25 protein-coding genes and 1 pseudogene are annotated in these 26,355 nt (G+C 35.7%); 23 read left to right on the top strand and 3 right to left on the bottom strand.

The genetic code is table 11. From position 1 onward, the window contains the following. Positions 1-2: 2 nt before the first annotated feature. From BLV40_RS12440 to BLV40_RS12420, 5 genes are read left to right on the top strand one after another with little or no spacing between them, the layout of a single operon-like run. Positions 3-1,109 carry an ATP-binding protein gene (locus tag BLV40_RS12440; RefSeq protein WP_090690477.1) on the top strand — a complete coding sequence of 369 codons (1,107 nt, stop codon included), beginning with the start codon at positions 3-5 and terminating at the stop codon, positions 1,107-1,109. Then, on the top strand, positions 1,070-3,376 hold the full coding sequence (locus tag BLV40_RS12435; protein ID WP_090690473.1) for a DUF5682 family protein: 2,307 nt from the start codon (positions 1,070-1,072) through the stop codon (positions 3,374-3,376). Before BLV40_RS12440 ends, BLV40_RS12435 begins: the two co-directional genes overlap by 40 nt. After that, complete coding sequence (locus tag BLV40_RS12430; RefSeq protein ID WP_026593183.1) at positions 3,366-4,472, top strand: VWA domain-containing protein; 1,107 nt, start codon at positions 3,366-3,368, stop codon at positions 4,470-4,472. The genes BLV40_RS12435 and BLV40_RS12430 overlap by 11 nt, the downstream gene beginning before the upstream one ends. After that, complete coding sequence (locus BLV40_RS12425) at positions 4,448-6,085, top strand: SWIM zinc finger family protein (RefSeq protein ID WP_090690469.1); 1,638 nt, start codon at positions 4,448-4,450, stop codon at positions 6,083-6,085. The genes BLV40_RS12430 and BLV40_RS12425 overlap by 25 nt, the downstream gene beginning before the upstream one ends. Further along, positions 6,057-6,335, top strand: coding sequence for a hypothetical protein (locus BLV40_RS12420; RefSeq protein WP_090690466.1), 279 nt, complete (start codon positions 6,057-6,059; stop codon positions 6,333-6,335). The genes BLV40_RS12425 and BLV40_RS12420 overlap by 29 nt, the downstream gene beginning before the upstream one ends. Positions 6,336-6,714: 379 nt before the next feature. On the opposite strand, the gene BLV40_RS12415 is transcribed toward BLV40_RS12420, so the two are convergent. Continuing rightward, entirely contained in the window at positions 6,715-7,341 is a 627-nt protein-coding gene (locus BLV40_RS12415; protein WP_026593186.1) for an FMN-binding negative transcriptional regulator, read from the bottom strand. Positions 7,342-7,730: 389 nt separating this feature from the next. On the opposite strand from BLV40_RS12415, the gene BLV40_RS12410 reads away from it, so the two are divergent. The 3 genes from BLV40_RS12410 (at position 7,731) to BLV40_RS12400 (ending at position 11,259) form a co-directional block, all read left to right on the top strand. Next, positions 7,731-9,692, top strand: coding sequence for a bifunctional metallophosphatase/5'-nucleotidase (locus BLV40_RS12410; protein WP_090690464.1), 1,962 nt, complete (start codon positions 7,731-7,733; stop codon positions 9,690-9,692). A 388-nt stretch (positions 9,693-10,080) separates the two neighbouring features. Next, the gene (locus tag BLV40_RS12405; protein ID WP_090690461.1) at positions 10,081-10,437 is read left to right on the top strand and encodes an Imm3 family immunity protein; all 357 of its coding nucleotides are present in this window, start codon (positions 10,081-10,083) and stop codon (positions 10,435-10,437) included. A gap of 126 nt (positions 10,438-10,563) precedes the next feature. Continuing rightward, positions 10,564-11,259, top strand: a complete 696-nt coding sequence (locus BLV40_RS12400; protein WP_090690735.1) for an endonuclease V — start codon at positions 10,564-10,566, stop codon at positions 11,257-11,259. A gap of 257 nt (positions 11,260-11,516) precedes the next feature. On the opposite strand, the gene BLV40_RS12395 is transcribed toward BLV40_RS12400, so the two are convergent. Continuing rightward, entirely contained in the window at positions 11,517-11,945 is a 429-nt protein-coding gene (locus BLV40_RS12395) for a hypothetical protein (protein WP_026593190.1), read from the bottom strand. A gap of 900 nt (positions 11,946-12,845) precedes the next feature. On the opposite strand from BLV40_RS12395, the gene BLV40_RS12390 reads away from it, so the two are divergent. The 9 genes from BLV40_RS12390 to BLV40_RS12355 all read left to right on the top strand — a co-directional run bounded on the left by BLV40_RS12390 (position 12,846) and on the right by BLV40_RS12355 (position 18,667). Further along, on the top strand, positions 12,846-14,315 hold the full coding sequence (locus BLV40_RS12390) for a TROVE domain-containing protein (RefSeq protein WP_090690458.1): 1,470 nt from the start codon (positions 12,846-12,848) through the stop codon (positions 14,313-14,315). Between the two features lie 311 nt (positions 14,316-14,626). Beyond that, complete coding sequence (locus BLV40_RS12385; protein WP_090690455.1) at positions 14,627-14,971, top strand: DUF2185 domain-containing protein; 345 nt, start codon at positions 14,627-14,629, stop codon at positions 14,969-14,971. A gap of 270 nt (positions 14,972-15,241) precedes the next feature. Continuing rightward, on the top strand, positions 15,242-16,117 hold the full coding sequence (locus BLV40_RS12380; RefSeq protein ID WP_090690453.1) for a DnaD domain-containing protein: 876 nt from the start codon (positions 15,242-15,244) through the stop codon (positions 16,115-16,117). A gap of 11 nt (positions 16,118-16,128) precedes the next feature. Next, complete coding sequence (locus tag BLV40_RS29780) at positions 16,129-16,272, top strand: DnaB-like helicase N-terminal domain-containing protein (protein ID WP_348519730.1); 144 nt, start codon at positions 16,129-16,131, stop codon at positions 16,270-16,272. 13 nt (positions 16,273-16,285) lie between these two features. Continuing rightward, positions 16,286-16,609: an immunity 22 family protein gene (locus BLV40_RS12375; RefSeq protein WP_090690450.1), complete on the top strand. Its 324-nt coding sequence runs from the start codon at positions 16,286-16,288 to the stop codon at positions 16,607-16,609. A 67-nt stretch (positions 16,610-16,676) separates the two neighbouring features. Next, positions 16,677-17,024 carry a hypothetical protein gene (locus BLV40_RS12370; RefSeq protein ID WP_026593196.1) on the top strand — a complete coding sequence of 116 codons (348 nt, stop codon included), beginning with the start codon at positions 16,677-16,679 and terminating at the stop codon, positions 17,022-17,024. Between the two features lie 220 nt (positions 17,025-17,244). After that, complete coding sequence (locus BLV40_RS12365; protein WP_090690446.1) at positions 17,245-17,454, top strand: hypothetical protein; 210 nt, start codon at positions 17,245-17,247, stop codon at positions 17,452-17,454. A 262-nt stretch (positions 17,455-17,716) separates the two neighbouring features. After that, the gene (locus BLV40_RS12360; protein WP_090690443.1) at positions 17,717-18,181 is read left to right on the top strand and encodes a GNAT family N-acetyltransferase; all 465 of its coding nucleotides are present in this window, start codon (positions 17,717-17,719) and stop codon (positions 18,179-18,181) included. A 252-nt stretch (positions 18,182-18,433) separates the two neighbouring features. Continuing rightward, complete coding sequence (locus tag BLV40_RS12355; RefSeq protein WP_090690439.1) at positions 18,434-18,667, top strand: hypothetical protein; 234 nt, start codon at positions 18,434-18,436, stop codon at positions 18,665-18,667. Positions 18,668-18,725: 58 nt separating this feature from the next. Here the strand turns inward: BLV40_RS12355 and BLV40_RS12350 are convergent, their stop codons facing one another. Then, entirely contained in the window at positions 18,726-19,544 is an 819-nt protein-coding gene (locus BLV40_RS12350) for an alpha/beta fold hydrolase (protein WP_090690435.1), read from the bottom strand. A 376-nt stretch (positions 19,545-19,920) separates the two neighbouring features. Between BLV40_RS12350 and BLV40_RS12345 the strand changes: the two genes are divergently transcribed. The 6 genes and pseudogenes from BLV40_RS12345 to BLV40_RS12315 all read left to right on the top strand — a co-directional run bounded on the left by BLV40_RS12345 (position 19,921) and on the right by BLV40_RS12315 (position 26,219). After that, positions 19,921-20,367 (top strand): DUF7832 domain-containing protein, encoded by a 447-nt coding sequence (locus BLV40_RS12345; protein WP_170833653.1) that lies wholly within the window; start codon positions 19,921-19,923, stop codon positions 20,365-20,367. A gap of 479 nt (positions 20,368-20,846) precedes the next feature. Beyond that, entirely contained in the window at positions 20,847-23,417 is a 2,571-nt protein-coding gene (gene pulA, locus BLV40_RS12340; RefSeq protein ID WP_090690431.1) for a type I pullulanase, read from the top strand. A gap of 243 nt (positions 23,418-23,660) precedes the next feature. After that, on the top strand, positions 23,661-24,026 hold the full coding sequence (locus tag BLV40_RS12335) for a hypothetical protein (protein ID WP_090690427.1): 366 nt from the start codon (positions 23,661-23,663) through the stop codon (positions 24,024-24,026). 318 nt (positions 24,027-24,344) lie between these two features. Further along, a pseudogene (locus BLV40_RS29775) lies at positions 24,345-24,549 on the top strand (hypothetical protein); the annotation flags it as partial. Positions 24,550-24,707: 158 nt separating this feature from the next. Continuing rightward, a complete protein-coding gene (locus tag BLV40_RS12320; protein WP_026593206.1) occupies positions 24,708-25,337 on the top strand; it encodes a GNAT family N-acetyltransferase in 630 nt (209 codons plus the stop codon). 279 nt (positions 25,338-25,616) lie between these two features. Further along, complete coding sequence (locus tag BLV40_RS12315) at positions 25,617-26,219, top strand: DedA family protein (RefSeq protein ID WP_090690419.1); 603 nt, start codon at positions 25,617-25,619, stop codon at positions 26,217-26,219. The last annotated feature ends 136 nt before the right edge of the window (positions 26,220-26,355 follow it).

Raw genomic sequence — 26,355 nt, 5'->3', positions numbered from 1 at the left:
ATATGCAGTCTATTAAACCATTAATGGAAGAATTATATGAAGTAGAATTGAATGCTTTAGAAGCGAATGATTCGTTTCCAAAACCAGCTAACTGGCGGTTGTCACCACGCGCGGTTCGTACGTTTATTATCGGACAAGAAGAGCCGCTTCTTTGGCAAAGGCAAGAAATAGAAATTAGTCGTAAATTTTACGGTAATGATGCGCTTGTGGAACGAGCTATTGTCACATTAGCTGGGAATCGCGGACTTATGCTAATCGGAGAGCCAGGAACAGCAAAGACGATGTTAAGTGAGCTGCTTTCTGCTGCGATATGCAGAAATAGTCGTAACACTGTGCAAGGAACAGCTGCTACGATGGAAGATACGATTAAGTACTCATGGAACTATGCACTTCTTCTTGCGAAAGGGCCTGTAAGAGAGGCCCTTGTGCCAGGTCCCCTTTTCGTTGGTATGGAACAAGGGATATTAACTAGATTTGAAGAGTTGACGCGCTGCCCCCAGGAAGTGCAGGATTCGTTGATCAGCGTTTTGAGCGATAAGGTGCTGAACATTCCGGAGTTTGGAGAGCAAGGAATTCTTGCGGCAAAGCCTGGATTCAATATTATTGCGACTGCGAATACGCGCGATCGCGGCGTGAATGAAATGAGTAGTGCATTGAAGCGTCGTTTTAATTTTGAAACAGTGCATCCAATTAAAGATGTAAAGCTTGAAGCAAAAATTATAGAGTCGCAAGTAACGCGCTTGTTAGGGGCTTCTGGCATCATACCAGAAGTGGACCGGACGGTTGTTCAGCTATTGGCGACTGTTTTTCATGAGCTCCGGGAAGGCGTGACCGCTGAAGGAAAACGAATTGATCAGCCTTCTTCTGTTATGAGTACTGCAGAAGCAGTATCGGTATATTATCAAAGTGCAATGGATGCGTATTATTATGGAAGCGGACAAGTGAAGATGGATGCACTTGTTCGATACTTATCCGGAACGATTGCGAAAGAAAACAAGGAAGATTTAGAAAAGCTGCGCAGTTACTTTACAAGCATCGTCAGAGCACGAAGTCAAGTAGGAGGAGAGGCATGGAAGTCGTTTTTCGAAGCTCGCAATCAGCTGAAGTAAACACATTGTTTCAAAGAGCTTACAATGTAAATAACAACGTCGTATACGTGCCGATTCGCCATCATAGTCCTGCATGCTCTTTTCACGTACAAAAAATAGTTGAATCATATAAACCGGATGCGATTCTTATAGAGGGACCGATGGATTGTAATCCGCTTATTCCGCATATCGTGAGTGCTGAGAGTGAGGCTCCGATTTGTATATATTGCAGTTATGATGATAAACCGGATGTGCTTGAAAAAGGAGAGAGTGGAAAGTACCGTGCGTACTATCCCTTTCTCGACTATTCACCGGAACTTGTTGCACTTCGGGAAGGAGCTGCACGCAACATTCCCGTTTCATTTATTGATCTTCCCTATAAGGAATATTTGTATGTAACGAAAAACGAGGAAGAGCGCGGAAAGTATGATGAACAATACTTCCGGCACAGTCAATATGTCCGTATGCTCTCGGAAAAAACGGGTTGCCGAAGCTTTCATGAATTTTGGGAGAAATACTTTGAATTGCAAGGTTTTCATATGACAAGCGAGGAGTTTATCCAGCAGCTCTTCGATTATTGTTATTACACGCGCGCGGACTATACGCAGGAGATGTTGATAGAAGACGGCTGCATGGCTAGAGAAATACATATGGCAAAGGAAATTGAAAAAGCGCGTAAAGCATATGATAAGGTGCTCGTAATTACCGGAGGCTTTCATGTGAAAGGGCTTCTTGAATTGGAAGGGAAAAAGAAAAAGCTGTTCAAAAGTCCATTATCTAAAGCGTATGCCAAAAACTATCTTATGCCGTATTCCTTTTTGGAAAGCGACCAAACGCGCGGTTATCAGAGCGGTATGCCTGCACCTGCTTTTTATCAACACGTTTGGGAGAATAGGGATGAAGCAGCAGCAGAGCAATTTATGATACGGATTGCCCGGCAATTAAAAACAGAAGGGATATCAATAGCAGATGAGATTGAGGCTGCGCGAATGATCCGTGAACTTGCGCTGCTTCGGGGCAAGATGCGGCCTGGTTTGTATGAGCTGATGGATGCGGTGCGCAGCGCATTTGTTAAGGGAGAGCTATCCTCGGCAGATAAACCTTTGACGCTGCTTCAGAAGAGTTTGCAAGGGACGAAACGAGGCAAATTGTCAAAATCCGCGGATGTACCGCCGCTTGTGCATGATTTTCGTGCTTCTGTTCGCTCGTTTCGTCTTCCAGCGCGTTCTACTGTACCACATGAGACGATTCTTGACATATACAAGAACGAACGACACCAGCGTTTAAGTCAATTCTTTCATTGCCTCGCTTTTTTAGGAGTTCGGTTTTGCGAGAAGCTGCGCGGTCCAAACCTAGCTAGAAAGCAGAATATTAATCTTATGCGAGAAACTTGGAAATATCGTTTCTCAGCACAAGTGGAAAGCACTCTTATTGATTTATCTGTGTATGGCGGAACGGTGAGAGAAGCCGCGCAGGAAGTACTGCGAGCAAAGCTGTATAAGGCGAAAGGGCGTGTTGGAGAGGTGGCTCTTTTGTTGATGGAAGCCTACTTAAGCGGGTTGTTTTCTGATTTTGCCATGTACACTTCTTCCATAGATGAGGCAATACAAGAGGATGGGGACTTCACGTCTATAGCAGATTGCGCTTACTATTTATCACAAATAAAAAAAGCAAATCAGCAAGTGGAACATGCTAGACATAAAGCACTTTCGTTATTTTCTGTGTTAGATGGGGGCGAACCAGCAATTATTGCTGAAAAGCTTATCGATTTGTATACAATGCAGCCTGCAGACCAGCAATTTATTGAAGCGCTGGAGCTTTATTTGCAAAAGGAAAAACGAGAAAGTCAAGTAGAAGGGGCAGTATTTGGGCTATTAACTTCATTAGGGAAGCGGAAAATTGATGAGGTAATGCAAGTGGCAGAAGGATATTTTTATGGAAGTGGCGATATGCAAAAGCAAGCTCCGATATTTTTGAATGGTTTGTTTGCTGGCGCAAAAGATATCTTTTTATATAACGAATCGCTGCTTGGCGGGATGTCACATGTTCTAGAAGAACTTGATGAAGAGACATTTTTACAAGTGTTGCCGCATTTGCGCCTCTTGTTCGGCCAATTTACACCGCTTGAGGTGGGTACGATTGCTAGACAAGTTGCTCGGTTATATGACACAACAGAAGAAACAATAAAAGAAGAAGCAATTTCCGAAGAAGTGCTGACGTACGCAATGCAGTTAGATTTGAAAGCGCGAGAAATTTTAATGAGACGGGGGCTAGAAGATGAAGAATAACATTTCTTTAAATCGCTGGCGTCTTGTTCTTGGGAAACATGCGGATGACCAAATCACATTTCAGGAAGAAGACCCTGCATACAGAGAAATGGATGATGTGCTGGAGTTTTTGTACGAACGGGAACGCGGGGAAGAACGCGGTGGATCTCTAGATCCTTCTCAGCTAACAGTGCCGACTTGGATTTCAAAAGTGCGGGAGTTATTTCCGAAAGAAACCATTGAAATTATGGAAAATCATGCGCTAGAAAAGTATGAATTAACGGCTCTATTGCAAGATAAGCAAACGCTTCAAAAAATGGAACCGAATATGAATTTACTAAAATGTATTTTACAATTTAAAGATTATATGAATCCAGATGTATTGGACACAGCTAAACGTATTGTAGCGAAAGTCGCTGAGGAGTTGCGCCTGAATTTAGAGCAGGAAGTGAAGCACGCTTTAAGCGGTAGAGCAGATCGAAATCGTTCTAGCCGCGTGCGAACGATGCGCAACTTTGATTTTAAGAAAACGATTCGAAAGAACATGAAGCATTTTGACAAGGAAACGAACACCATTCATATTGAAAAACCATACTTTTATGCAGCAACGAAGCACGTTAATCCATGGCGTGTGATTCTTGCAGTAGACGAGAGTGGAAGTATGATTGATTCTGTTATTCATAGTGCAGTTATGGCTGGCATCTTTGCAAGCTTACCGACGATTAAGACAGATTTGTTCATCTTTGATACAGCTGTTGTTGATTTAACAGATCGTATTGATGACCCGGTGGAGACGCTTATGAGTGTCCAGCTTGGGGGAGGAACATATATTGCTCAGGCGCTGCGCTACGCAACGAATAAAATCGAGATGCCTCATAAAACAATTGTCGTGCTTGTAACGGATTTATATGAAGGTGGTAGTTACAATGAAATGTATCAAGAAGCGATGAAGATTGTAGAATCAGGGGCAAAGCTGATTGTGCTTACTTCTCTTGATCCGACTGCACAGCCTTTTTATGATAAACAGGCAGCAAAAAAAATGGCGGCGCTCGGTGCTCATGTAGCGGCACTAACACCAGGGAGGTTGGCACAATGGATCGCAACAATCATTTCTTAAATGTTCTTTCCTCTATTGATGAAACATACTTAATCGCCATGTCCAACAAAGGGACATATAAGAGAGCGATGAAGGATTTGGCCGTTGTATCAAATGTCAAAATGGACGTAGAAGAAGATGTAGCGCATATACATCTTGATGACGAAACTACTGTAACGTTTACGGGTGATATACGTAGTTACTCTTGTAGTTGTGATGCCCGCTCCATTTGCAAGCATGTCATTATGGCTCTGTTCGAAGCTAAGAAGATGTACGAAGGAGAAGAAGAAACGAAGGTTAACTTTTCCCCTCTTTTGAATGTGGACGTACGCAGCATTGTTTCTGAAAAGGTGTGGGCTGAAATGATGTTTCGCGAAATATTTCAGCAAAAATTTGTTTTAGAAGAAGAGGGGGCTTTAATTGCGTCCTTCCCAGAAGAGAATATAACGGTTCGCTTTCTAACAGCTGAATCGGTAGCGGATGCGATCTGTACGTGCAAAGCAGAGGGGATATGCCGGCATAAGGCTGAAGCGGTATATTGGTATCAAAAAGAGAAAGGAATCTCGCATGAAACGAAACAGATGAAACCGCTTATTATTGCGCCGGAAAAGCTATCTATTTTCAAAGAGATGATTGAGCAAATTGTTCACTTTGGATTGACACGTCTTACCGAAAATACAATCTATGAAATAGAACAACTTTCTGTAAAAGCACGTTCTTTGAAACTAGCAAAGTTAGAGAATTTATTTCGTAAGCTCGGTGCGGATATTGGGCTTTACCGGATGAAACATGCGTCTTTTCAAATGGTATCCTATCGACAAACGCTGTCCGCGATTTATGAACACATTTTGTTGTTAGAGCGCCACCATCTGCAAGACAGTCCGTTTCGTTCGGAATATTATGACGTTCCACCACTTACTTTGTATGCTTTTGGTGCATCCGGCTGGCAAACGAAGTCTGGTTATGTTGGTGTGACGTATTATTTCTATAATCGAGGACAAGAAAAGTGGATCACATACACACAGTCGCGCCCCATGTTTTATGAAGGAAGCAGCACAACTCCTGAAGAACTTCATGAAAGGCAAGGTCCATGGGGGATTGCAGGGAAAGGATACGAACTATCTCGTTCATCTTTCCAGTTGAAACAGGCAAAACTTAACGCCGATTTTCAATTGTCATCTAGCTCACAGACAGTAGGGGAAGTGGAAGGGAAAACAAATGTGGCAGAGTGGCAATCTCTCTTTGTAACCTCATGGGAAGAATTACTAAAAAAAGTAAAAGAGAACAGGTTAGAGACAAATAAACAAGGAGTCTTTTGTATCGAAGTTGCTGAAATGGAAGAATGGAAGTTTCAGAAGCACGAACAGAAATGGATCATACCTCTTATCGATAAGAATGGTAAAACATTGCAAATGCAAATGATGAAACGACCAGAGAATGAGCGGATGATTCGACTTGTAAAAATATATTTGGATTCGTTACATGTAAAGAGAATGCTAGTTCATCCTTATCAGGAAGGAACAAAGCTTGTAGTTACACCTATTATTTTATATACAGAAGTAGGAGAGATTATAAATATTACACTGGGTGAAGGGGAAACGTTCTATGATAGAGTTAGTGCGCCTAATCGATGAATTGGAACAAGTTTTAGATGAGATGCTTGTCTCAGGAGCAGGGACTGTCCCTCCTTCCTTTTTTCAGGATATAAAACGAGAATGCGAAAAGTACGGTCTTTCTTATGCTGCCGCGCAGCTGCTTGTCATAGAGGAAGAACGAAACAAAGCACGCTTCCTTCATAAAGAAGAAACAAACAAGCTCGCAGAAGCGTTTTGTAAGTTGCAGGAATATATTCAAGTTGTAAAGGCTGAAATGTTACATTTATAGATAAGGTAGCAGATACTGCGATAGGTTAGCTACTAATATCATAAAGATGAAACTAAAAAAGAAGCAGAAGAGTATTTTTGGGAAATCTTTGCTTGATTTCTAGTTGTTAAAAGCTTTTTGATACTTGGATCAGAAACTTATGACAGTAAATGAGTGTGATGATATTTTAATACCCCGATTCTTATTGTATTCGTAAACATATCTATTACTTATTTTGATATTTGTTTCATTAACAAACGAATTATTACTATGATAAATTATTAGTAGTATGAATAAGCAAAGCGAAAATTCCTGTATTGTCCTGGCAATTCGTACAATACAGGAATTTTCGCTTTTTGTATGTTTTTCTTTCTGCCACCTCCGTGATTTGGTTCTGAACTTAATTTTCATTAATTGGTCTAACTTTTTCCATCCAGTTAGCTACTTCTATTGCAGAGACATCGTTTTCATTCTCAAGATTATTAATAATTGATTTGTAGTCATCATTATTTCGGTTTTGACTTAACTTAAAGGAAGCTTCAATTTTCTCAATTTTTACTTTGAAACCTACAATCCCTTTCATCTCTTGTTTTAAAAATTGTGAATCTAAAGTATCCCATAATACTGCGTTATCCCTACCTTGTTCATATTTCTTTAGCATTTTTGTTAACATAATCTCTAATTCTTCGCCTTCTACGAGCTGAGCTGTACCATATACATGGACTGATACATAATTCCATGTGGGTACATTTTCTTGCGCATACCAGGAAGAAGACACATAAGCATGTGGCCCTAGAAATGTAACTAATACTTGAGGATTTTCTTTTAACAATTTCCAGTGAGGATTGGCATAAGCAAAATGCCCAGATAAATAAGTATGTCCCTGTTCATTATATACATCCAGCGGAAGGTGTGTTGCAATTGGAAAGTCTTTCGTACTAGATAGTAAGGTTCCAAATGAATGGTTTTTGATAAATTCTAAAATAAGCTCTGAATCTTGCATTTCAAAATATTTAGGTGTATACATAAAAATCCTCCTTAAAGTGTGAAAATTTATAATGATTTATAAAATATAACATAGGTTATTCGGAAAATATTGTATATTATTTACTGGTGTTCTTTTTCGCAATGAAATCAGTGATGTGTTGAAACGATGGGAGTAAGAATTTTAGCAGAAAGGAGAATAATAGATGAGTCAAATTGCGATTAAGATAATAATGTCAGGCTGATCATGCTTCCATTTGAACAAATTTTATTTTTCTATACTGATCACACACCTCTATAGAGTAATAGTATCAGTATGTCCAAAATTTATAGATTACTTGCAATTGACTTGAAGTTTTCCAAATAATAAGTTACATTTTTAAAGTTCAAGACACTATATGACAGTACAAAAAGGGGAGAAACATTGTTATTATGTCAAAAATGAGATGGAAGAGCCGTGTATGTTATTTTGTTATTTTTATACTGCTTGGAGCAGCAATAACAATCAAACCAGTTATCTCTAAAGCAGAGGAATCTGATGTTAATATTACATTATTAGGTACTGCGGATATTCATGGTAGGTTTATGCCTTGGGATTATGCACTTGATGGTGCTAATATGAGTGGAAGTTTAACGCAGCTTTATACGGTTATAAAGAAGGTACGTCAAGAAAATCCAAATACCATATTATTAGATGCCGGAGATACAATTCAAGGGAACTCAGTAGAATTATTCAATGATAAGCCACAGTCTCCGATGATGGTAGCAATGAACGAAATGGGATATGATGCTTGGGCATTTGGGAATCATGAATTCAATTTTGGATTAGATACATTGAAAAAAGTTAGTGAGCAATATAAAGGAAAGATATTAGCAGGAAATATTTACAAGGAGAATGGAGAGCGTTTTCTTCCTGCATATACGATAGTTGAAAAAGGTGGCATCAAAGTTGGGGTTATTGGCATGAATACACCAATGATTAGTGATTTTGAAAAAGGAACAGATCATTTGGCTGGTTTAGTGGTGAAAAATCCAGTAGAAGAGACAAAAAGGGTAATTAAAGAATTAGAAGGTAAAGTAGATGTAATGGTAGGAGTTATGCATATGGGACTAGAAAATGAGAATGGCATCTCTGGTACTGGGGTTCAAGATATTGCAAATGCCTGTCCAGAACTAAGCGCTATTTTTGCAGCTCATATGCATAAACTTGTTAAAAAAGAAGTTGTAAATGGTGTTATTATTACAGAACCAGATAAATATGGTACGCATATCTCACGTATTGACCTTACTTTTACAAAGCAAGATGGGAAGCTGGTTTTAAAAGATAAAACAGCTACCACTTTACCTGTAAAAAATGCTGATGGAACAACGGTATTATCCGATCCTGCACTTGAAGAAACATTAACACCTTTTCACGAGTATGCGAGAGGAGATGCAAATGTTGTAGTCGCTCAATTAAAGGGGAGAAATCTTGTTCCTGAAAATGAAATAAAGGGTATTCCAAGTGTGCAAATTCAAGAGACACCTTTATCAGATTTTTTTCATGAGGTTATGCTTTATTACAGCAAAGCAGATGTAGTAGCCCATCAAATTGATAACGATTATGCTCGTTTAGATGTAGGTCCTATTAAGAAGAAAGATATTGCGTATAATTACCAATATGCCTTGGGAGAAATTACAGTATATAAGATAACTGGAAAAGATTTAAAAGATTATATGGAGTGGGCGGCGGGGTATTTTAACACATCCCGTGCCGGAGATGTAACAGTTAGCTTTGATAAAACACGCCGTGCGTCTAAATACAGTACGAACGACTTCTTCGGAGGCGTGAAATACGAAATTGACTTAACCAAACCATATGGAAGCCGAATTACAAATTTACGATCTATTCGTACAAATAAACCAATCAAAATGAGCGATGTTATGACTCTGGGAATGAATGCATATAGAATGGAGGCTCTTCAAGCGAAAGGAGGGGCTTTAGAGGGACGTAAGTTTGAACAGATTTGGTCATCTAAACAAGAGAATGCCTTTGGCGAAACAGGTGGAACCATTCGTAATCTTGCTATTACATATTTAAAAGAGGTAAAGAATGGTGTATACACGCCAAAGGTTATGCATAATTGGAAAATTACCGGTGTAGACACACATTCTTCAGAGCATAAGGCTGTAGTGAATCTCGTAAATAAAGGGATTTTAGAAATTCCAAAAACAGAAGATGGAAAATATACAAATATAGCATCTATAAATACTAAAGATTCAATTACAAAAGAAGAGATTGTAGCACTCTCTCAAAAGGCTCATATTAATCCAGATCAGTTTAAACATGTAAAAACAAAAGGTGAATTTTATAAAAAACTAAATAGGGTTATTGAAAATATAGGGGAAATCTAATACTTAGATTGTTTTAGGGAAAGGGAAGAAGTAATAATTGATTTTGAAAGTACATTCCCTATTACATTTTAAGGAAGAATCGACTGGCCCAGTATTCAAAAGTACGGCTATATAAGGTAAGTAAACCAAAATCTTGTTTATATGAATGTTTTGATTTGCATTCTAATAGGGATGTTACAGTTGTAAGTTTTGGTGCTGAGCAAAGGGGTATACGCCATTGAAGTACCATCGATTAATTAATATCAATGCGGGAATCAACAAAGCTAAAGGTGTTTTCATATAAGTAAATAAAAAGCACTTGATTGTCTTTTATAGGTAACAAGTGTTTTTTATTTTAAGATTGCAATAAGGGATTAAGCCATAATATTTTTGGATGGAGGGAGATTTAGTGAAATACTGGGGATACAACGAATTATTTGAAGCGATCAAAGAGGACTATAATGATTTTTTTAGTTTAAATAGAGGATATAGAGATGCAATAGCAAGAATAGTCGATGAATACTGGAATTTAGGTGAGATAGAAGATGTTGTGAGGGATACTGCTATAGGAGAGATTTTAATTACTCATGACAAAGTTTTCGTTGGTACTGTTGAAAGGATAACAAGGTGTTTAAGTATGTTTAACTCGTTAGATGCGGAAGAGGAGTTAACTAAAGAGGAAATCGCGGATTTATCTAATAGAATAAAAAAAGTATTGGAAGGTCTAAAAAAAGTAGAAATTGATTATAATCCATATGCTGGATAGTTTGGAGAAACGGCTTCTCAAAAGTAGAAATACAGTATAGGATTTGGGATAAAAATGATTACATTGTTGAAGAAAAAAGAGCTAACTATTAGATTTGGACTATGTGAAAAATTCGGGGGAAAAATTATGAAAAAACACGATATAAATGAGTTAGAGAAACTGCAAAAACAATTATCAAGTAACATTTCTTTAAAAAATATATTTGAACTAGAAGATATAAAATTAGTAGCGGGAATAGACATTGCTTATTGGTCTAATGAGGGAATTGACTATGGAGTCTGCTGTATTGTTGTGTTCGATTATCTTACAAAGGCAATTATTGAAGAAGTTCATCATATAGATAAAATTGAGTTTCCTTATATTTCTGGTTATCTAGCATTTAGAGAATTACCATTAGTGCTTGATACAGTTAAAAAATTAAAAAGTTTTCCAGACTTATATATGTTTGATGGAAATGGTTATTTACATAATCGTCATATGGGGATTGCAACGCATGCATCTTTCTATTTAAAAAAGCCAACTATTGGAGTAGCCAAAACGTACTTAAAAATAAATAATGTTGATTTTACCGAACCTGAAAACGAAGTAGGTTCGTATACTGAGATCGTTGTAAATGAAGAAGTTTATGGAAGAACGCTAAGAACTAGAGAAAATGTAAAACCAATTTTTGTTTCTTGTGGTAATTGGATCGATTTAGATACTGCTACCCATGTTGTTTTGCATTTTGTAGAAAATAATAGTCGTTTACCTATTACAACAAGATACGCAGATTTAGCTACTTATGAAGCGAGGAGAGAGGAACTTTCAAAGATAGAAAAGTAAATATAGTTTCAAAATCTAATAAAGAAAAACACTTCTTTAGATGAACATATATTATGACAATGATTGAGCAAAGAAATTGAAGGTAAGCACCAAACGCTAAGTACTCAAGTGAATGATGATACTTGTAAAGGTGTATGATGTACAGAGGCTTCGAGGAACTAAATTGATTCACCATCATATTAAATACCCAAGCCCCGACATCCTGACCCGAAAGTCCTTTAAGATAAGAATCTGTTGATTTTTCATATAACCTATTTTTAAGCCGTTGTAAACCAATAAACAGCAAAATAACTTTCTTCCGTTTCCATAACAAAAAATTCATCATTCCATTCTGGTTCATAAGCATAAGCACTTCTGATTCCTTCAATAGGGAACTCGATAGGTTTAATAAGAGGAGCATATCTGTTTCTTAATTCTGTGAATTCTTCTTGGGATATTGCTTTCAGTTCTTCTTGTTCGGCTCTAAATTTTTTTTCAAATTCCCACATAGGCATATCTTCAACGTGTTTTCCTTTATACCAAAACCAATGCATATTTCTTCGTTCAATGAATTGGCACCTTGCTGCAAAATCTTCTAAGGTTTTAATCGTGTCGTAACTTCTTTTTCTTTTACTATGTTCAAAAATATATATTGTCTCTTCACCGCATTCTGATAATTCATCATCTTCTATCACAAAATATTTCACATCTAACATCTCCTAACTTCTTGTCTTGGGAATAATTAATATCTTTTGAAAGAAAAATAATACATGCCATATTGAACAAGGATGGATACATTTTTGTTCTATTGGTGTTTTATGTAAAATTTGTATATCTGCTAGTTAGTCTAGCACATTATTTTCATATAATCTAATTCACTTAAATTGTGAAATACAGAAATTTTAAGATTCATAGATAAAAAAGATAAAATTTTTCAAAAATACTAATAATTGCCAAATATTTAATTAACGAGTATAATGAAGTTAATAAGTAGCAAAAAGAAAAGGGCAGTGTAGGAAAGAATTTCTTCGCCTGTCACGCGGTAGGTCGCAGGTTCGAATCCTTGCCTTCTCTGATGTTTTCTAAACATCAGGGAAGTAGCTCAGTTTGGTAGAGCAACATATTGAGTCTTTCCGCCTATCTCCCTTTTTAATACTTCATATTTAATAGATTTGGGCAGTGTAGAGAAGGATTTCTTCGCCTGATAAGCCGTAGGTCGTGGGTTCGACGCCCACCTTCCCAAATTTGGGAGGTAGCTCAGTGGTAGAGCGACGTAATGAGCCTTTTCGCTTATCTCCCAAATCTTTAAACATTATATATAACAGGAACAGTGTAGATAGCTCATACTTCGTTTACTAATATTAAATGTTATAGATTCGATCCTAATCGATGCGGGGAGGTCCGCACCGAGTTCGTACTTTTCTTTGATTCATAACACTAAGGTAGGAGTTACTTCGTCATATAGGGATTGTGTTTGTGGGATTCGATTCCTGTTTTGAATATTTCTTAAGTGTTAGGAATGAGTGAAAAGAGCAACGTATATACGTTGCCTTTTTTATTTGTATTTCAACCAGTCGTGTCAAAAAAACATCTGGGGGTAGATAATAATGTCAAAGTTTAATCATTCTTCTCAAGGAAGCCGTCAAACGTATACAAAAGAGGGCGGAACAGCTTATAAAATGTATGATAAAGATAAATTAGTAACGATGGTATTAACATCTTTTTTTAATGAACCTAAATTTTATGGAGACAACAGTGAAGAATTAGTTACTATTGCAAAACAAATCATGGACAGAGACCCTAGATTTGTTGCGAGTTTAGCAGTCTATGCACGTGAAGTGTTTTATATGCGCTCTGTTACACATGTATTAGCAGTGGAACTCGCAAACCACCCTGAAGGTCGTAAATATGCTCGTCAAACAATTTCTCGTATTGCACAGCGTCCTGATGATGTAACAGAAATGATGGCATATCAATTAGGGGTATATGGTCGGGAAAATCCAATCCCAAACTCTTTGAAAAAAGGGTTAGCAGATGCCTTTTCTACATTTGATGAATATCAATTAGCAAAATACAACCGCACAGGGAAAGACGTTACATTGAAAGATGTATTCCGTTTAGTTAGCCCATCTGCAAAAAAAGGAACAGAACGTTACGAACTTTATAAACGTTTATTAGAAAATACACTACAAGTACCATTCACATGGGAAACACAGCTTTCTCAAAAGGGAAACAAAAAAGAAGTATGGGAAGAATTAATTGATAGCGGTAAAGTGGGGTATATGGCCTTACTTCGTAACCTTCGCAATATCGTAAATTCAGGTGCATCAAATATTGATACAGTATATAACATTCTTCGCGATCCTGAGCGAGTAAAAAAATCAAAACAATTACCATTTCGCTTTTTTTCAGCCTATCGTGTTGTACAAGAAAAATTACCACAAGTAGGAAGCGAATTATTAGATGTATTGAATGACGCCATTGAAGCATCTGTTACAAACATGCCGAGATTATTAGGAACAACATTCATGACAGCAGATATCTCAGGCTCTATGACATGTTATCCTGTTTCGAAAGGTGGGACCGTTAAATGTGCAGATATTGCTACACTCATGATGGCAATGGCACACTCCTTCTGTGATAATTCTATTACATCTGTATTCGCAACTGATTTCAAAGCGATAAATGTTTCTACCCGTTCTGGTATTTTAGAGAACATGAACACATTTTTATCAGAAGTTAATAAACATGGATATGGAACAAACTTATATCTTTCTATCAAATATCTATTAGATAACAAAATCAAAGTTGACCGCATTCTTGTCTTCTCTGATGAGCAAGTGTATGGAGATAGGTATGGAGACAATTCTTCACAAATTCTTCTTGAAACATATCGTCGTGAAATGAATCCTGATGTTTGGGTTCACTCTTTCAATTTGAATAGTTACGGTAACCAACAATTCGTAGGAGAGAAAACAAATTTAATCGGTGGCTGGAGTGAAAAATGTTTGGACTTCATTCATTATGCAGAAGAAGGAACAGGTTCCCTTATTTCAGCTATCGAAAATTATCAATAATTTTTGTTACATTCTTTTCGTTTAGAAGACGGAATAATTGGAATAGTGGCAGGTCCAGTTAACGATGATGCAATAAAAAGAAATTCATAATCTTTATCTTAAGGAACCTATGAGTTTCTAATTAAAGCAGGGTTACCTGGAGCTGCTTCTCCATTTCTATGATTTGAGCCGTTAGCTAATTTTGGTGAGGATAGATTAACTACAAAGTAACTGGATAGTAACAAACAATGAATGGCCTACTGATAAGATGAAACTAGTTTATGAAATTCTATTAAAACATGCTGTCAATTCCAGTATTAAGGAGTTTGAAAATGAAAATAACTAACAGTGAGTATGGTGGTTTTGTCGTTTCAAAAAATATTCTTGCTGGAAAACCAGTTAGATATTCATTTAGAGAAAAAGGTTCTATCCCGCAATTAAATGGCTGGAATTTGTATTCTATAGATGATACCGATGAATATGTGAATCATGCGGAAAATTTTATCATCTTAAATGCGGAATCTATTTTTAAAATTGCTCCTGTAATGTTTGAGATTTTTGCAGCTCCTTATGGAACGGATCTATGCTGGTTATATGAAGAAGGAGTTCATATAGGATTTTATGATTTAGTCGCTGATAAAGAAGTGACAATTAATGAAGGTATCAAACAAAATTAATTTTTTCATGCAGTATTATTTTAGAAGTTCTTCAGCAGATGACAATAAAAGAAGCCCCTTATAAGCCCCTAATAAACCCCTGCCAAGTAATAAATCATTAAATAAACAAAAGAAAAAACAACTACAAGAACTACTACAAAAAAATAAAAAAGTAACATTCTAGTACTAGTAAAAATTATAAAATAAATTTACCAAATCCCTGCCTGCAATCCTATATATAGAAGGAGTAACCAATTCTATATTTACCATTAAAGGATGGGAGGAAGAAATATGGGAGTATACCGGAGTGTACAGGTGAATTTTTGGCAAGATGAGTTTGTGCTGGATTTAACGCCAGAGGAGCGCTATTTTTATATGTATTTGCTGACATGTTCGAAAACGAGACAATGCGGAATTTACCCACGGCCACTCCGTTTGGTAGAGATGGAAACGGGGTATAATCGTGAAACGGTTGAGAAGTTGTTGCAGCGGTTTATTGCGTATGGAAAGATCTTATTTGATGCGAAAACGAAGGAATTATATATTTTGAACTGGTTACGTTATAACCCAATTACGAATACAAACATAGAAAAGTGTGTGTTACGTGAGTTAAAGACTGTGAAAAATAAAGAGCTTGTACATATGTTTCTTCAAAGATGCCTCGAAGAAGAGTTGAATATTCCGTTATTGCTAGAGCATTTCGGAATGCCTGTTGAAGCATCTGATATGATTCCGCAAGAAGTTGTTCAAGAATGTGCAGTGAATGAGGTAGAAGAAGAAATAGAAGTAGAAGAAGTGAATCCAGGTAGTAGTGTATACACATTTTATGAACAAAATTTCGGTAGTTTGTCATCATATGCAGCGAAGGAATTAAGTGAATGGATTACAGATTTGTCGGAGGAGCTTGTACTAAAGGCACTTCAGATTGCCTATGAAAATAATAAGCGGACGCTTGCTTATGTGAAGGGGATTTTACGAGATTGGCATAGGAAAGGATATACGAAGCTCAGTGAAGTAGAGGAAGCGGCAGTTAAGTTTCGAAAGAAAGAGCCGTCGCTTCTTTATGAAACGGAGAAGTTTGTGGAGGAATGTGAAGAGTGGAAGAAGAATGTACCGTCTGAGGAAGAATTACAGAAGTTCTTGCAGGAGGATGGGTGGCAGCCGTGAGTGTTTAACATATCGAGGCGGAACAAATGGTATTAGAATATTTGCTTTTTGATAGCGAACTGATTAGGGAATGCCACCTGACCGATCTGCACTTTTCTATGGCTGTGAATCGAGTTATATTCAAGTTGATCAGACGAGTTCAGGGAGTTTTATGAAGAAAACGATGAGATCATATCGGAAGATGGAGATAGTATACCCTCTATATTCGAACGACATTTTAACTTAGGTTATTATGATCGTGATTTAGTTGAAAAGAAATGGTTTGGCCAATCACCGGTAAATAATATTCAAGATTTATTGAGGGGCTTTTCATATTATGAACAATTTACTGAACAACTTGAGAACAGAAATTTTAATAAAGAATGTAATACAGCAATTCTAGTTTATAATTTTGAATATAACGCCAGAAAAACAAAGATTACATATAAAAATAACGAATTGGAGTGTATTGGTGTTGCTCAATATACTGTAATTTTTGATGATAGGTGGTAAAGACATTAGATTCAATAGAAGAATCGGAATATAATAAACACGAACAAGGACGGAAAGGGATAACTGAATGGAAATAATAAAAGAGTTGGAATTAACGAAATTCATGCAACGAGACAAAGTAGAAAAGGTGCCTAGTAAGATGTTTAGTGATGAGAGATTAAAAGAGTTTTGGAGTTATTATGATTTTTTAAGGCATACTACAATGAATTTAAATGGAAAAGAAGCGAAACATTCGATCATATATAGTACATATTATTGGTATACAAAATATAAGAAAAGATATTTTGAGATTTATGGATATGACGCGGGTATTGAACAAGAAGGGATTTGCTTATTAGAAGAACTTGAAAATGAGTTAGAAGACGGCGTAGATTGGAGCATTATACAGGGAATTGAAGAGAATCTCGTATTTTAGATCCTCTTTGTTTTTGAGTAAATTTAATTTTATGTGTGACTTAACTCATAAAATTGCATACCAATACCCCATAACTTTGCATCAAAATATCGTTTTTAAGGTCTAACATTACAAAATTCCCCTTCAAAATACCCCATAAACTTGCAGAAAGTTTATTTTGTAGTCATTCATTTTGGGGTTTTTATGATAAAATTTACATATATATGGAAGGTGGAAGGCTATGAAAAAATTTTCTCGAACAGGAAAAATATTATTAGGTTTTGGAGCAATTCAAGTGTTTTGGGGACTTGTAATGCTTAATGTAATTAATGGAATTAATTTATTTGAGCATACAAGTGAAATGGTAAAATATAGTATTCTGATTACTGGAATAGTTTGTTGCATTGCATCTAACTTTTTTAAAGAACCTAAGAATTGTACTAATAAGTGAGTTAATGTTAACTTATTGGAAGCATAAACCTGCATTTTATGCAAAGTTATGCTTCCTGCTATATTATGCGTTAATTTGAATGAAAGTCACGATGCTTGCAAAAAAGATACAATGCTTCACTCATTCGGTATATTTTTTGAATTATTATATAATAATGACAACTTTAAGTCGTTAGGCTTATTTCAACTGCTAGCAGTAGCGAGCATTGGAACTTGTTGTTTATATAAACTAGCTCAATCACGTTAAAGTAGGAGGGGATTAAGTGATTACATTAAAACCGATGAATAAAGAAGAATTTCAACTATACATTTCTGCTGCAATTGAGAACTATGCAAAAAACAAAGTTACTTCAGGAAACTGGAGTGAAGATGAGGCAATCAATCTATCTAAAAAAGAATTTTCTAGACTGTTACCTAAAGATGAGAAATCTGAGCTGAATTACTTGTACTCTATTTTTCAAGACCAACAACTAGTCGGAATGATTTGGATTGCACAAACATCAACTACAAATCCAGATCAAGGCTATATTTTTGATTTTATAATCTATGAGCCACACCGAGGAAAAGGGTATGGTAAGCAAGCAATGAAAGAAATTGAAATTATTGCTAAAGAATTAGGAATGAATAAAATTGGTCTTCATGTTTTTGGTCATAACACAGTTGCACGTGGGTTATATGAAAAGTTGGGTTATGAAATTACAAATATAAATATGATGAAGGTCATTTAAGAAAGATACTGGATAGTGTGTCAAAGTAACTTTATATACAATAGGTAGCTTGCATTGAATAATTTGAATCTGAAAATAATCAATCTTTTTTATAAAAACTTCTATCTAACTGAAATACAAAATGCTCATTACAAGGAGGGTAGTAGAGTTGGTTACCGTGAGTTTAGTAGTGCGTCATAATTCGAATTCTAATAAGTATCTCCCTTTGATTAGAAAAAAACATCTAAATCGATAAGTGAAATCAAACAAAATATGAAAACAGAAAAGCCTGTAATGGAATGTAACTACAGTGATGCAGATCAATTGAAATCTTTGGTGAGATTTGCTGAGGAATTACTTTCAATGGGAGCAAGTATAAAACTTTATGAAGAGGAAGAATTGATTACACTTGAGATGGTAAGAAATTTAATTGAGACTATAGAAGGGGTTGCAAAAGACAGGGAGGCAATCGACAATGTAAAGTTTGGAGATGATTCTGATGAATAGTAGTCCCGAAATAAATAAAACTAGCAAATTTCATTTTGCTAGTTTTTATTTGTCTTTATTAATGTGAACGACAAATCGCGTGTAATTTCTCAGCAAATTCTTTATGATGACTTGTGTTATAGCCTCCATGATGTCCAGGGAATTCTACGATATCTGTTCCTAGTTGTTCTGTTAATGCGACTGCGCAGCGGTAAGCGAAAAAGTCCCGTGAATCACTTCCTCCTGCTGGAAGCACCTGCATCGATGAAGATTTTAATGCAGTTTGCAAGGCATCGATATCTAGTGAATGGTCGAGAACGCCTGGAATTTCATACTCAACGAAATACGTTGAATTACTAAGCATTCGCTTTGCTTGCACATCTTTCGGTTGTTTTTGATTGTTAGTGTCCGCTCGTGCATTTGATAATAACTTTATGACCTCTTTTTTATGATTTTTCTTAAGGTCTTCCATGAATTTTCTAGCCTGCACCTGCTCATCACCGAATAAAATTTGCAATAAGACGGGTTCGTGAGGGATTAGTAGCTTTATCTGTCTTGGGTGGCGTATGCACAGATCAAGTCCGATAACAGCACCAGAGCTGCTTCCAAATACGTATGCCGGTTCATCGGTCAGTTTAGTTAGCAGGTGGTGAGCATCGTCGCTATGTGTTTCCACGCAGTAATCTTCAGTTTGATTGGTAAGCTTACTGCGGGAATGGCCACGGCGGTCGTAGGTAACAACTGTATACCAATTAGCAAGATGATTAGCGACCTTAAGAAATTTATCAGCGTCACCACCACCGCCATGGATCATTAGAAGTACAGGTCCTTTTCCTCTGATTTCATAGTAAAGACTCGCTCCAGGCACTTGCAATGTTCCGTTCTTCACTACAGTCATTTGTGAAATCTCTCCTTTTTTTCATTTATTATACAAAATGGATAAGCGATTTATAATTGGTAGTCACCTTTACTGTATATGATTGGCGAATGATATAAAACGCAGAAATTAACTAAGAAACAAAGTCACCATAGTTTACAGTTACGCTCAAATTGTTGTTTTGAAATCATGTGGGATTAAAAATACCTCAAAACTAAAATTTTATCTCTCCACAGTTATTTATGAGCATTTAATGTATGTTTCGCCTTTGTAACAACGAATTTCTTATATGAGATTTTTATTATAGTTGTATGTTTTGAAGATTAGTTATGGTGATATAGATATATTTTCCTATTCATACCTTATTTTTGGTAGAATAGAAAAAATAGGGTATGAAATGGAGTTGGGCATCGTGATTTATGATAAAGCAAAGTACTATTTTGATGATCTTCCAGAGGATTTGCCAATTGAACAAGCATATGTACATACTGGTATGTTTCTTGGATGGATTATTGAAAATCATTTATTTAGTAAAGCGTTTGAAGAACAATCTCGAGATGACATTAATAAATTTAATCTTAGACAAATGACTGGCACGCAAATCTATATAAAATGGGGTGGTGTGCTTGCAGATGACATGTTAAATGATGAGGGTAATCAATTTGCAATGTATTACTTTAATAGTGATAATGACTGGAAATATCTATATGACTATAGGGATGTTTTTGTAGGTGCAGGCGAGACACTTTATCATGCACAAGATACTTGGGAAAACTATTTTGAATTAAAAGAAGAGGTTGATTATAGCTATCTCAATTGGAAAAATAACATACGGAAACTGTAACAACGTATTATCGAAAAAATTTACCGCTTAAAGTTAAAGAAATAGAGGGAAATAACGATCTTTAAGATTAGTCGTTGTTTCCCTTTTGGTATAACCGTTTATTTTTTTAAAATAGGTTTTGTTTACATGTTAACAATATGTACATAGGGTAAAAACAGAAAATTAATAATATATTGACCTCTTTATAGTTCTTGCTATAAAATTGAAAGCGATAACAAACGTTTTCTTTAGAATGTTTTCCATGATCTTTTGATATCTAGAGATATAAGGAGGAATAAGTAAGTCTTTTTTTTGATATTTAATGCAAACGTTTTCGTTGATTTCTTATCCCTTTCTACCTTTGATTTTTCTACCAAAAGATCATTGGAAATAAGTATAAACATTCAATACGGAGGTGGTATAAAAGCGATTTCTAGATTAACTTATGCAGTGTTACTCATAATGAATGGTTCATAATATTGTAAGAAAGGGTGAATGGAGTGTATATGACAAAAAGATTAATAAACAAGACGTTTTTATTACTTACTGTAATTGCTATGCTATTATCTGTTTTTTCTTTTCAGAGTGTACAAGCAGAATCAAATGCGAAAACAACGGAAATTATCATTCATTATAAGGAGAAGGTTGGAAATGCAAAGGATTGGAACCTTTGGATGTGGACCGAAAATGCGAGTGGCAGGTTCTATGAATTTACTGGGGAAGATGAGTTTGGTAAGTATGCTAAAGTAAAAATAGATGGTGATTATAATCGTGTTGGATTTATAGTTCGTACGAATGAATGGGAAAAAGACGGTGGTGATCGTTGGATTGAAAATATTAAGGATGGTCGTGCTGAAGTATGGGTTCTTTCGGGCGATGATAAAGTATATGATTCTAAGCCATCTTCTGAACTTGCTATTCAGAAAGCGACCATTGATAGCTTCAATGAAATCACTATGACTACCAATGTTCCATTCAATATTAAGGAGCATAAAATTGAAATTGACGGCGTTAACATTGAGAAAGTTAATCCTTATGATACAAATAATGGAGATATTACCAATAAGGTTAAAATCATTACAGAAAAGAATCTTGACTTGAAAAAAACATACAAAATCAAAATGGGAAATTCCATTGAAGCTAATACTGAAATTGGTAAAGTAATCCGTAGCGAGGAATTTGATCATTTATTTTATTATGATGGCAATGATTTAGGGAATATTTATACGCCACAGGAAACCAAGTTTCGTTTGTGGGCTCCCACTGCGAGCGAGGCAAAGTTGGTTACTTATAAAAAATGGAATGATGAAAAAGGTACTGAAATAAGCATGGATCAAGGTGAAAAAGGGACTTGGACTGCAAAACTTACAGGTGATCAAAAAGGTCTTTTTTATACATATAAGGTGAAGATTGGGGACAAATGGACTGAGGCCGTTGATCCATATGTGCGTGCTGCTTCTGTGAATGGTGATAAAGGTGCAGTCGTTGATTTAAAAGAAACAAATCCGAAAAATTGGAAGGGGAATAAAAAGCCGAAATTTAAAAACCCGGAAGATGCTATTATTTATGAGTTGCAAGTGCGTGATCTTTCCATTCAACCTGAAAGTGGTATTAAAAATAAAGGGAAATATCTTGGTGTAACAGAAAAAGGAACGAGGGGACCAGAAGGCGTAAAAACAGGTCTTGATCATATTAAAGATCTTGGTGTTACTCATGTTCAGTTTTTACCGATATTTGATTATGCTTCAGTAAATGAAGAAAAATTAAATGAACCACAATATAACTGGGGATATGATCCGAAAAATTACAACGTACCAGAAGGCTCATACTCTACTAATCCTTATGAGCCGACTGTTCGAATTACTGAATTAAAGCAGATGATTCAAACACTTCATGATAATAATCTTCGTGTTGTAATGGACGTTGTATATAATCATATGTACAGTGCGGCTGAATCTAATTTCCACAAGTTAGTTCCAGGGTATTATTATCGTTACAATGAGGATGGCTCACTCGCAAATGGAACAGGTGTAGGGAATGATACAGCTTCTGAACGAAAGATGATGAGGAAATTTATGATAGATTCCGTCGTGTACTGGGCGAAAGAGTATAATTTAGATGGTTTCCGTTTTGATTTGATGGGTATTCATGATGTTGAAACAATGAATGCGATACGTAAAGCGGTTCATCAAATTGATCCTTCTATTATTCTTCATGGAGAAGGTTGGGATTTAAATACGCCTCTTGCGCCTGAGTTAAAAGCAAATCAAAAAAATGCGGAGAAAATGAACGGAATCGCTCATTTTAATGACGATATTCGTGACGGATTGAAAGGCAGCGTATTTGGAGATAAGGATAATGGTTTTGTGAACGGAATGCAAAACATGGAAGAACGCATAAAAAAAGGAATTACGGCTGGTCTTGATTATGATAAAAAGGTGTCTACTTATCAGGATCCTGAACAAGTACTGACATATGTTGAAGCACATGATAACCATACATTATGGGATAAGCTTGAGTTGACGAATCCTGGCGATAGTGAAGAAGTACGTAAACAAATGCATAAGTTGTCTTCTTCTATCATATTAACATCGCAAGGGGTTCCATTCTTGCATGCAGGGCAAGAGTTCATGCGTACAAAATATGGTGACCATAATAGCTACAAATCTCCTGATTCGATTAACCAGATGGATTGGGTGCGCCGTGCAGCATTTGATAAAGAAGTTGAGTATATGAAAGGGTTAATTGAGCTACGTAACAAGTATTCAGCTTTTCGCATGACAACTGCTGAACAAATTAAAAAACATGTAACGTTCATGGATGCGCCAAAAAATGTTGTAGCTTACACAATTGATAGCAAAGAAAATGGAAATAAAAATGAATATTTTGTTGTAGCTCACAATGCAAATAGAGAAGCTATGGAAATAAATCTTCCATCAAAAGGTCCTTGGAAAGTGCTAGTAGATGGTGAACATGCAGGAAGTAAAGTGCTGTATGTATTCCATGATAATAAGATGAAGGTTCCTGCATTAAGTTCATTTGTTTTAAAAACAGAGAAACCGATTAAATAAGAATAGAGGATGTAAAAGGAAATCTTGCTTGAAACTAACATTACCTACATCACAGGAGTGCAAAAGGTTATTTAGTTATAGGCTATAAAGTAAAAGGTAGAAACACTCATACTCCTATTAATAAATTAAATCCGAATATGATAATATAAATCATGGAAAAAAGATGAAAAATTGTAGAAAATATACTAAACTGAAGAGGGGAAGGTTTTTATTAAACGGACAACATTTTAAGGGGAGTTTGAGATGAGTATAAAAGTAATAAGGGCAACAGGAATGATGGGCGGAGCTACAAGAGTAGCTTTAAAAGTAGATAATGAAGTGGTAATGAAATTAGAAAATAATGAAGAGTATACGCTTCCTTCTGATGTAAAAGAAGCAAAGCTAAAAGCAAATCAATTGTTTTTTGGAAGTAAAGAAAAGCAAGTGAAAAGTGGCGATATAGTCGAAATTAAGATTAATGGTCTAGCGATGTTATTGTTTATGGTATCGGTAATAGCAGTATTATTTGGTTCAAAGATTGATCCTAATGTTATTTGGTTTGGTGTAATTGGCTGTTTGGTAACGCTTGTCTATTCATTAAATAATTGGTTCACGTTAGAAGTTAAATAATAGGAAACAGCAGAGATATTATAAACTCTGCTGTTTTTTTACACCATAATTGTTTACATGTGTTTCGTATTCTAGTAACTAGTGAGTATCAATGTCTAAGATAGTGACTGACGCCTGAGCAATGCCAGCACGAGCTGATTAGTCATACTTCCGAAAACACCCGAATAATCAGAGTCAAGAAAACCCATTAGTTCTTTGAATTTCATTAACTTTTGCCAATTAGAATAGGGCACTTCCATCCAATTAGCAATTTCGTCCCCTACGATTTCTTGAATTAGAGCAGGAATAATGTTATCAAACATCTCACCCAGAATTATCAAAACAATACCTGGAATTTTTATTTTATTCATATCAAATCTTGCTTTAGCAGAACATGTTCGAAAAAAGCTTATGTTAGATTTACGTAGAATCCCCATCATGATTGTTATTAATGAGTGTATACAAAATGAAGGGTTTGCCAAAGCATTTCTATATTGCAACACAAAACGGTATTCAACAAGCATATCTACCATTTTTGGAATAACACGAGCTGCGTTTGGTAATTATACTAGACGCGGCTTTTCGTATTTTTTCTTATATTATCGTTGACTCTCCCTTAAGGGGAGATATTACTATTATAATAAGGCATTCGCAATAAAATACGAAATTAAATTATATTTATATAAAAGGGAGCTTGTAAATATGAATAAAGTAATATATAGAGATTTAGTCAAAGAAGATTACGAGTCTATTAAAAAATTGATTGGCGAAGCATTTGGCTTCAATGAAATCATAAAGGATAAAAAATTTTTAGATTCAGTATTAAACATCTATCTACAAAGTTGTATTTTAGGAAGTTCATTTAGCAAAGTAGCAGAAAGAAACAATAAGATTATTGGTGTTATTTTGGGCGATTCAACAAAAGACAAAAATCGTTTAAGGAAAGCTCATAATACGTTCAGTTATGCCTATAACATGCTTAAAATGTTCATAGCCAATAAGGAGAATAAACAATTCATGAAAGAATTTGTAAAAGTTCAAGATGCATATAAAGAACTTATCTATGGAAAAGAAGATGATTTTCAAGGTTGTATACAATTATTCATTGTATCGGGGGAATCCAGAGGTCTTGGAGTTGGAAAGACTCTAATGAACCATTTGTTTAATTATATGGAAAGTATGGATGTAAAATCTTTATATTTATATACAGATGCTAAATGTAACTATGGATTTTATGACAATCAAAACTTTGAACGTATAAATGAAAAGGAAATTTACTTTGATTCAATGAAGGCAAAACTTAATGTGTTTTTATACTGTTATGATTTTTAACTATTAGTAAAAACCGTATCTCTTATTTGTGATACGGTTTTCCGCTTTTTACTATCCAGCAAAGAGCCTTCTTAAGTATTATCGTAATCAACCTAATAAGTTATTCGCTTTTTATTTTTATGATTGGGTGGAACTTCTGTTTTTTAATTATTGTGCAGAGTAAAGGTTTATGCTGCTTTGGAACTACTCAGCATTGAAATGCCTAGATTCTTATGAGGACTAGTGTAACCACTGGTTGTTGTACGTGATTAATACTGTAGAAAAAAAGGAGAAAACAATATGGAATGGGTTTATGAATTATTTCAGCAGTACGGCTACTATGTAGTACTTGTTGGAACACTGTTAGAATATATTGCATTTCCGTTCCCAGGAGAGCCAACACTAGCATATGCAGGCTTCTTGGCACATAAAGGAGATTTACAATTACCACTTTTAATTATTTTATCCTTTATTGGTACAAGTGTAGGGATGACAATTCAATACTTTTTAGGGAATAAACTTGGTATGCCTTTTATACAGAAATATGGGAAATATGTATTTTTAACACAAAGAAAAATTGATTTAACGAGAATGTGGTTTGATAAATATGGATATTTCCTTATCTTTATTGGATTCTTCATCCCAGGTGTACGTCATTTTACTGGATACTTTGCAGGTATTATTAATTTACCGTTCCGTCGTTTTGCCATAACGATCTACGCCGGTGCTCTATTTTGGGTATCTTTCTTTTTAATTGGTGGCTATTGGTTAGGAGGAAAATCACATGTTATATTTGCGGTGCTCGGACAGCACATTGGGAAAATTATCTTCGGAGTGGTTATCATTGTAGCCATTACGCTAGGTATTCGTTTTCGAAAAAAATTAAAGCGTGTGTTTGTATAAAGTATAAATTAATACGAAATTCACTCTGATCAAAATCAAAAAGAATCATTTACCAAGTATTTGAAGGTAAAGTATAAGGGATGCCTATTGGTACTCTTGTCCATCATTATTTACAGTACTCCAACAGAAGTCCCTT

The sequence above is a fragment of the Bacillus sp. 166amftsu genome, from assembly GCF_900107445.1.
Classification (GTDB): domain Bacteria; phylum Bacillota; class Bacilli; order Bacillales; family Bacillaceae_G; genus Bacillus_A; species Bacillus_A arachidis.
The sequence above is the reverse complement of the archived record's forward strand: the minus strand, read 5'-3'. Positions and strand labels throughout refer to the sequence as shown.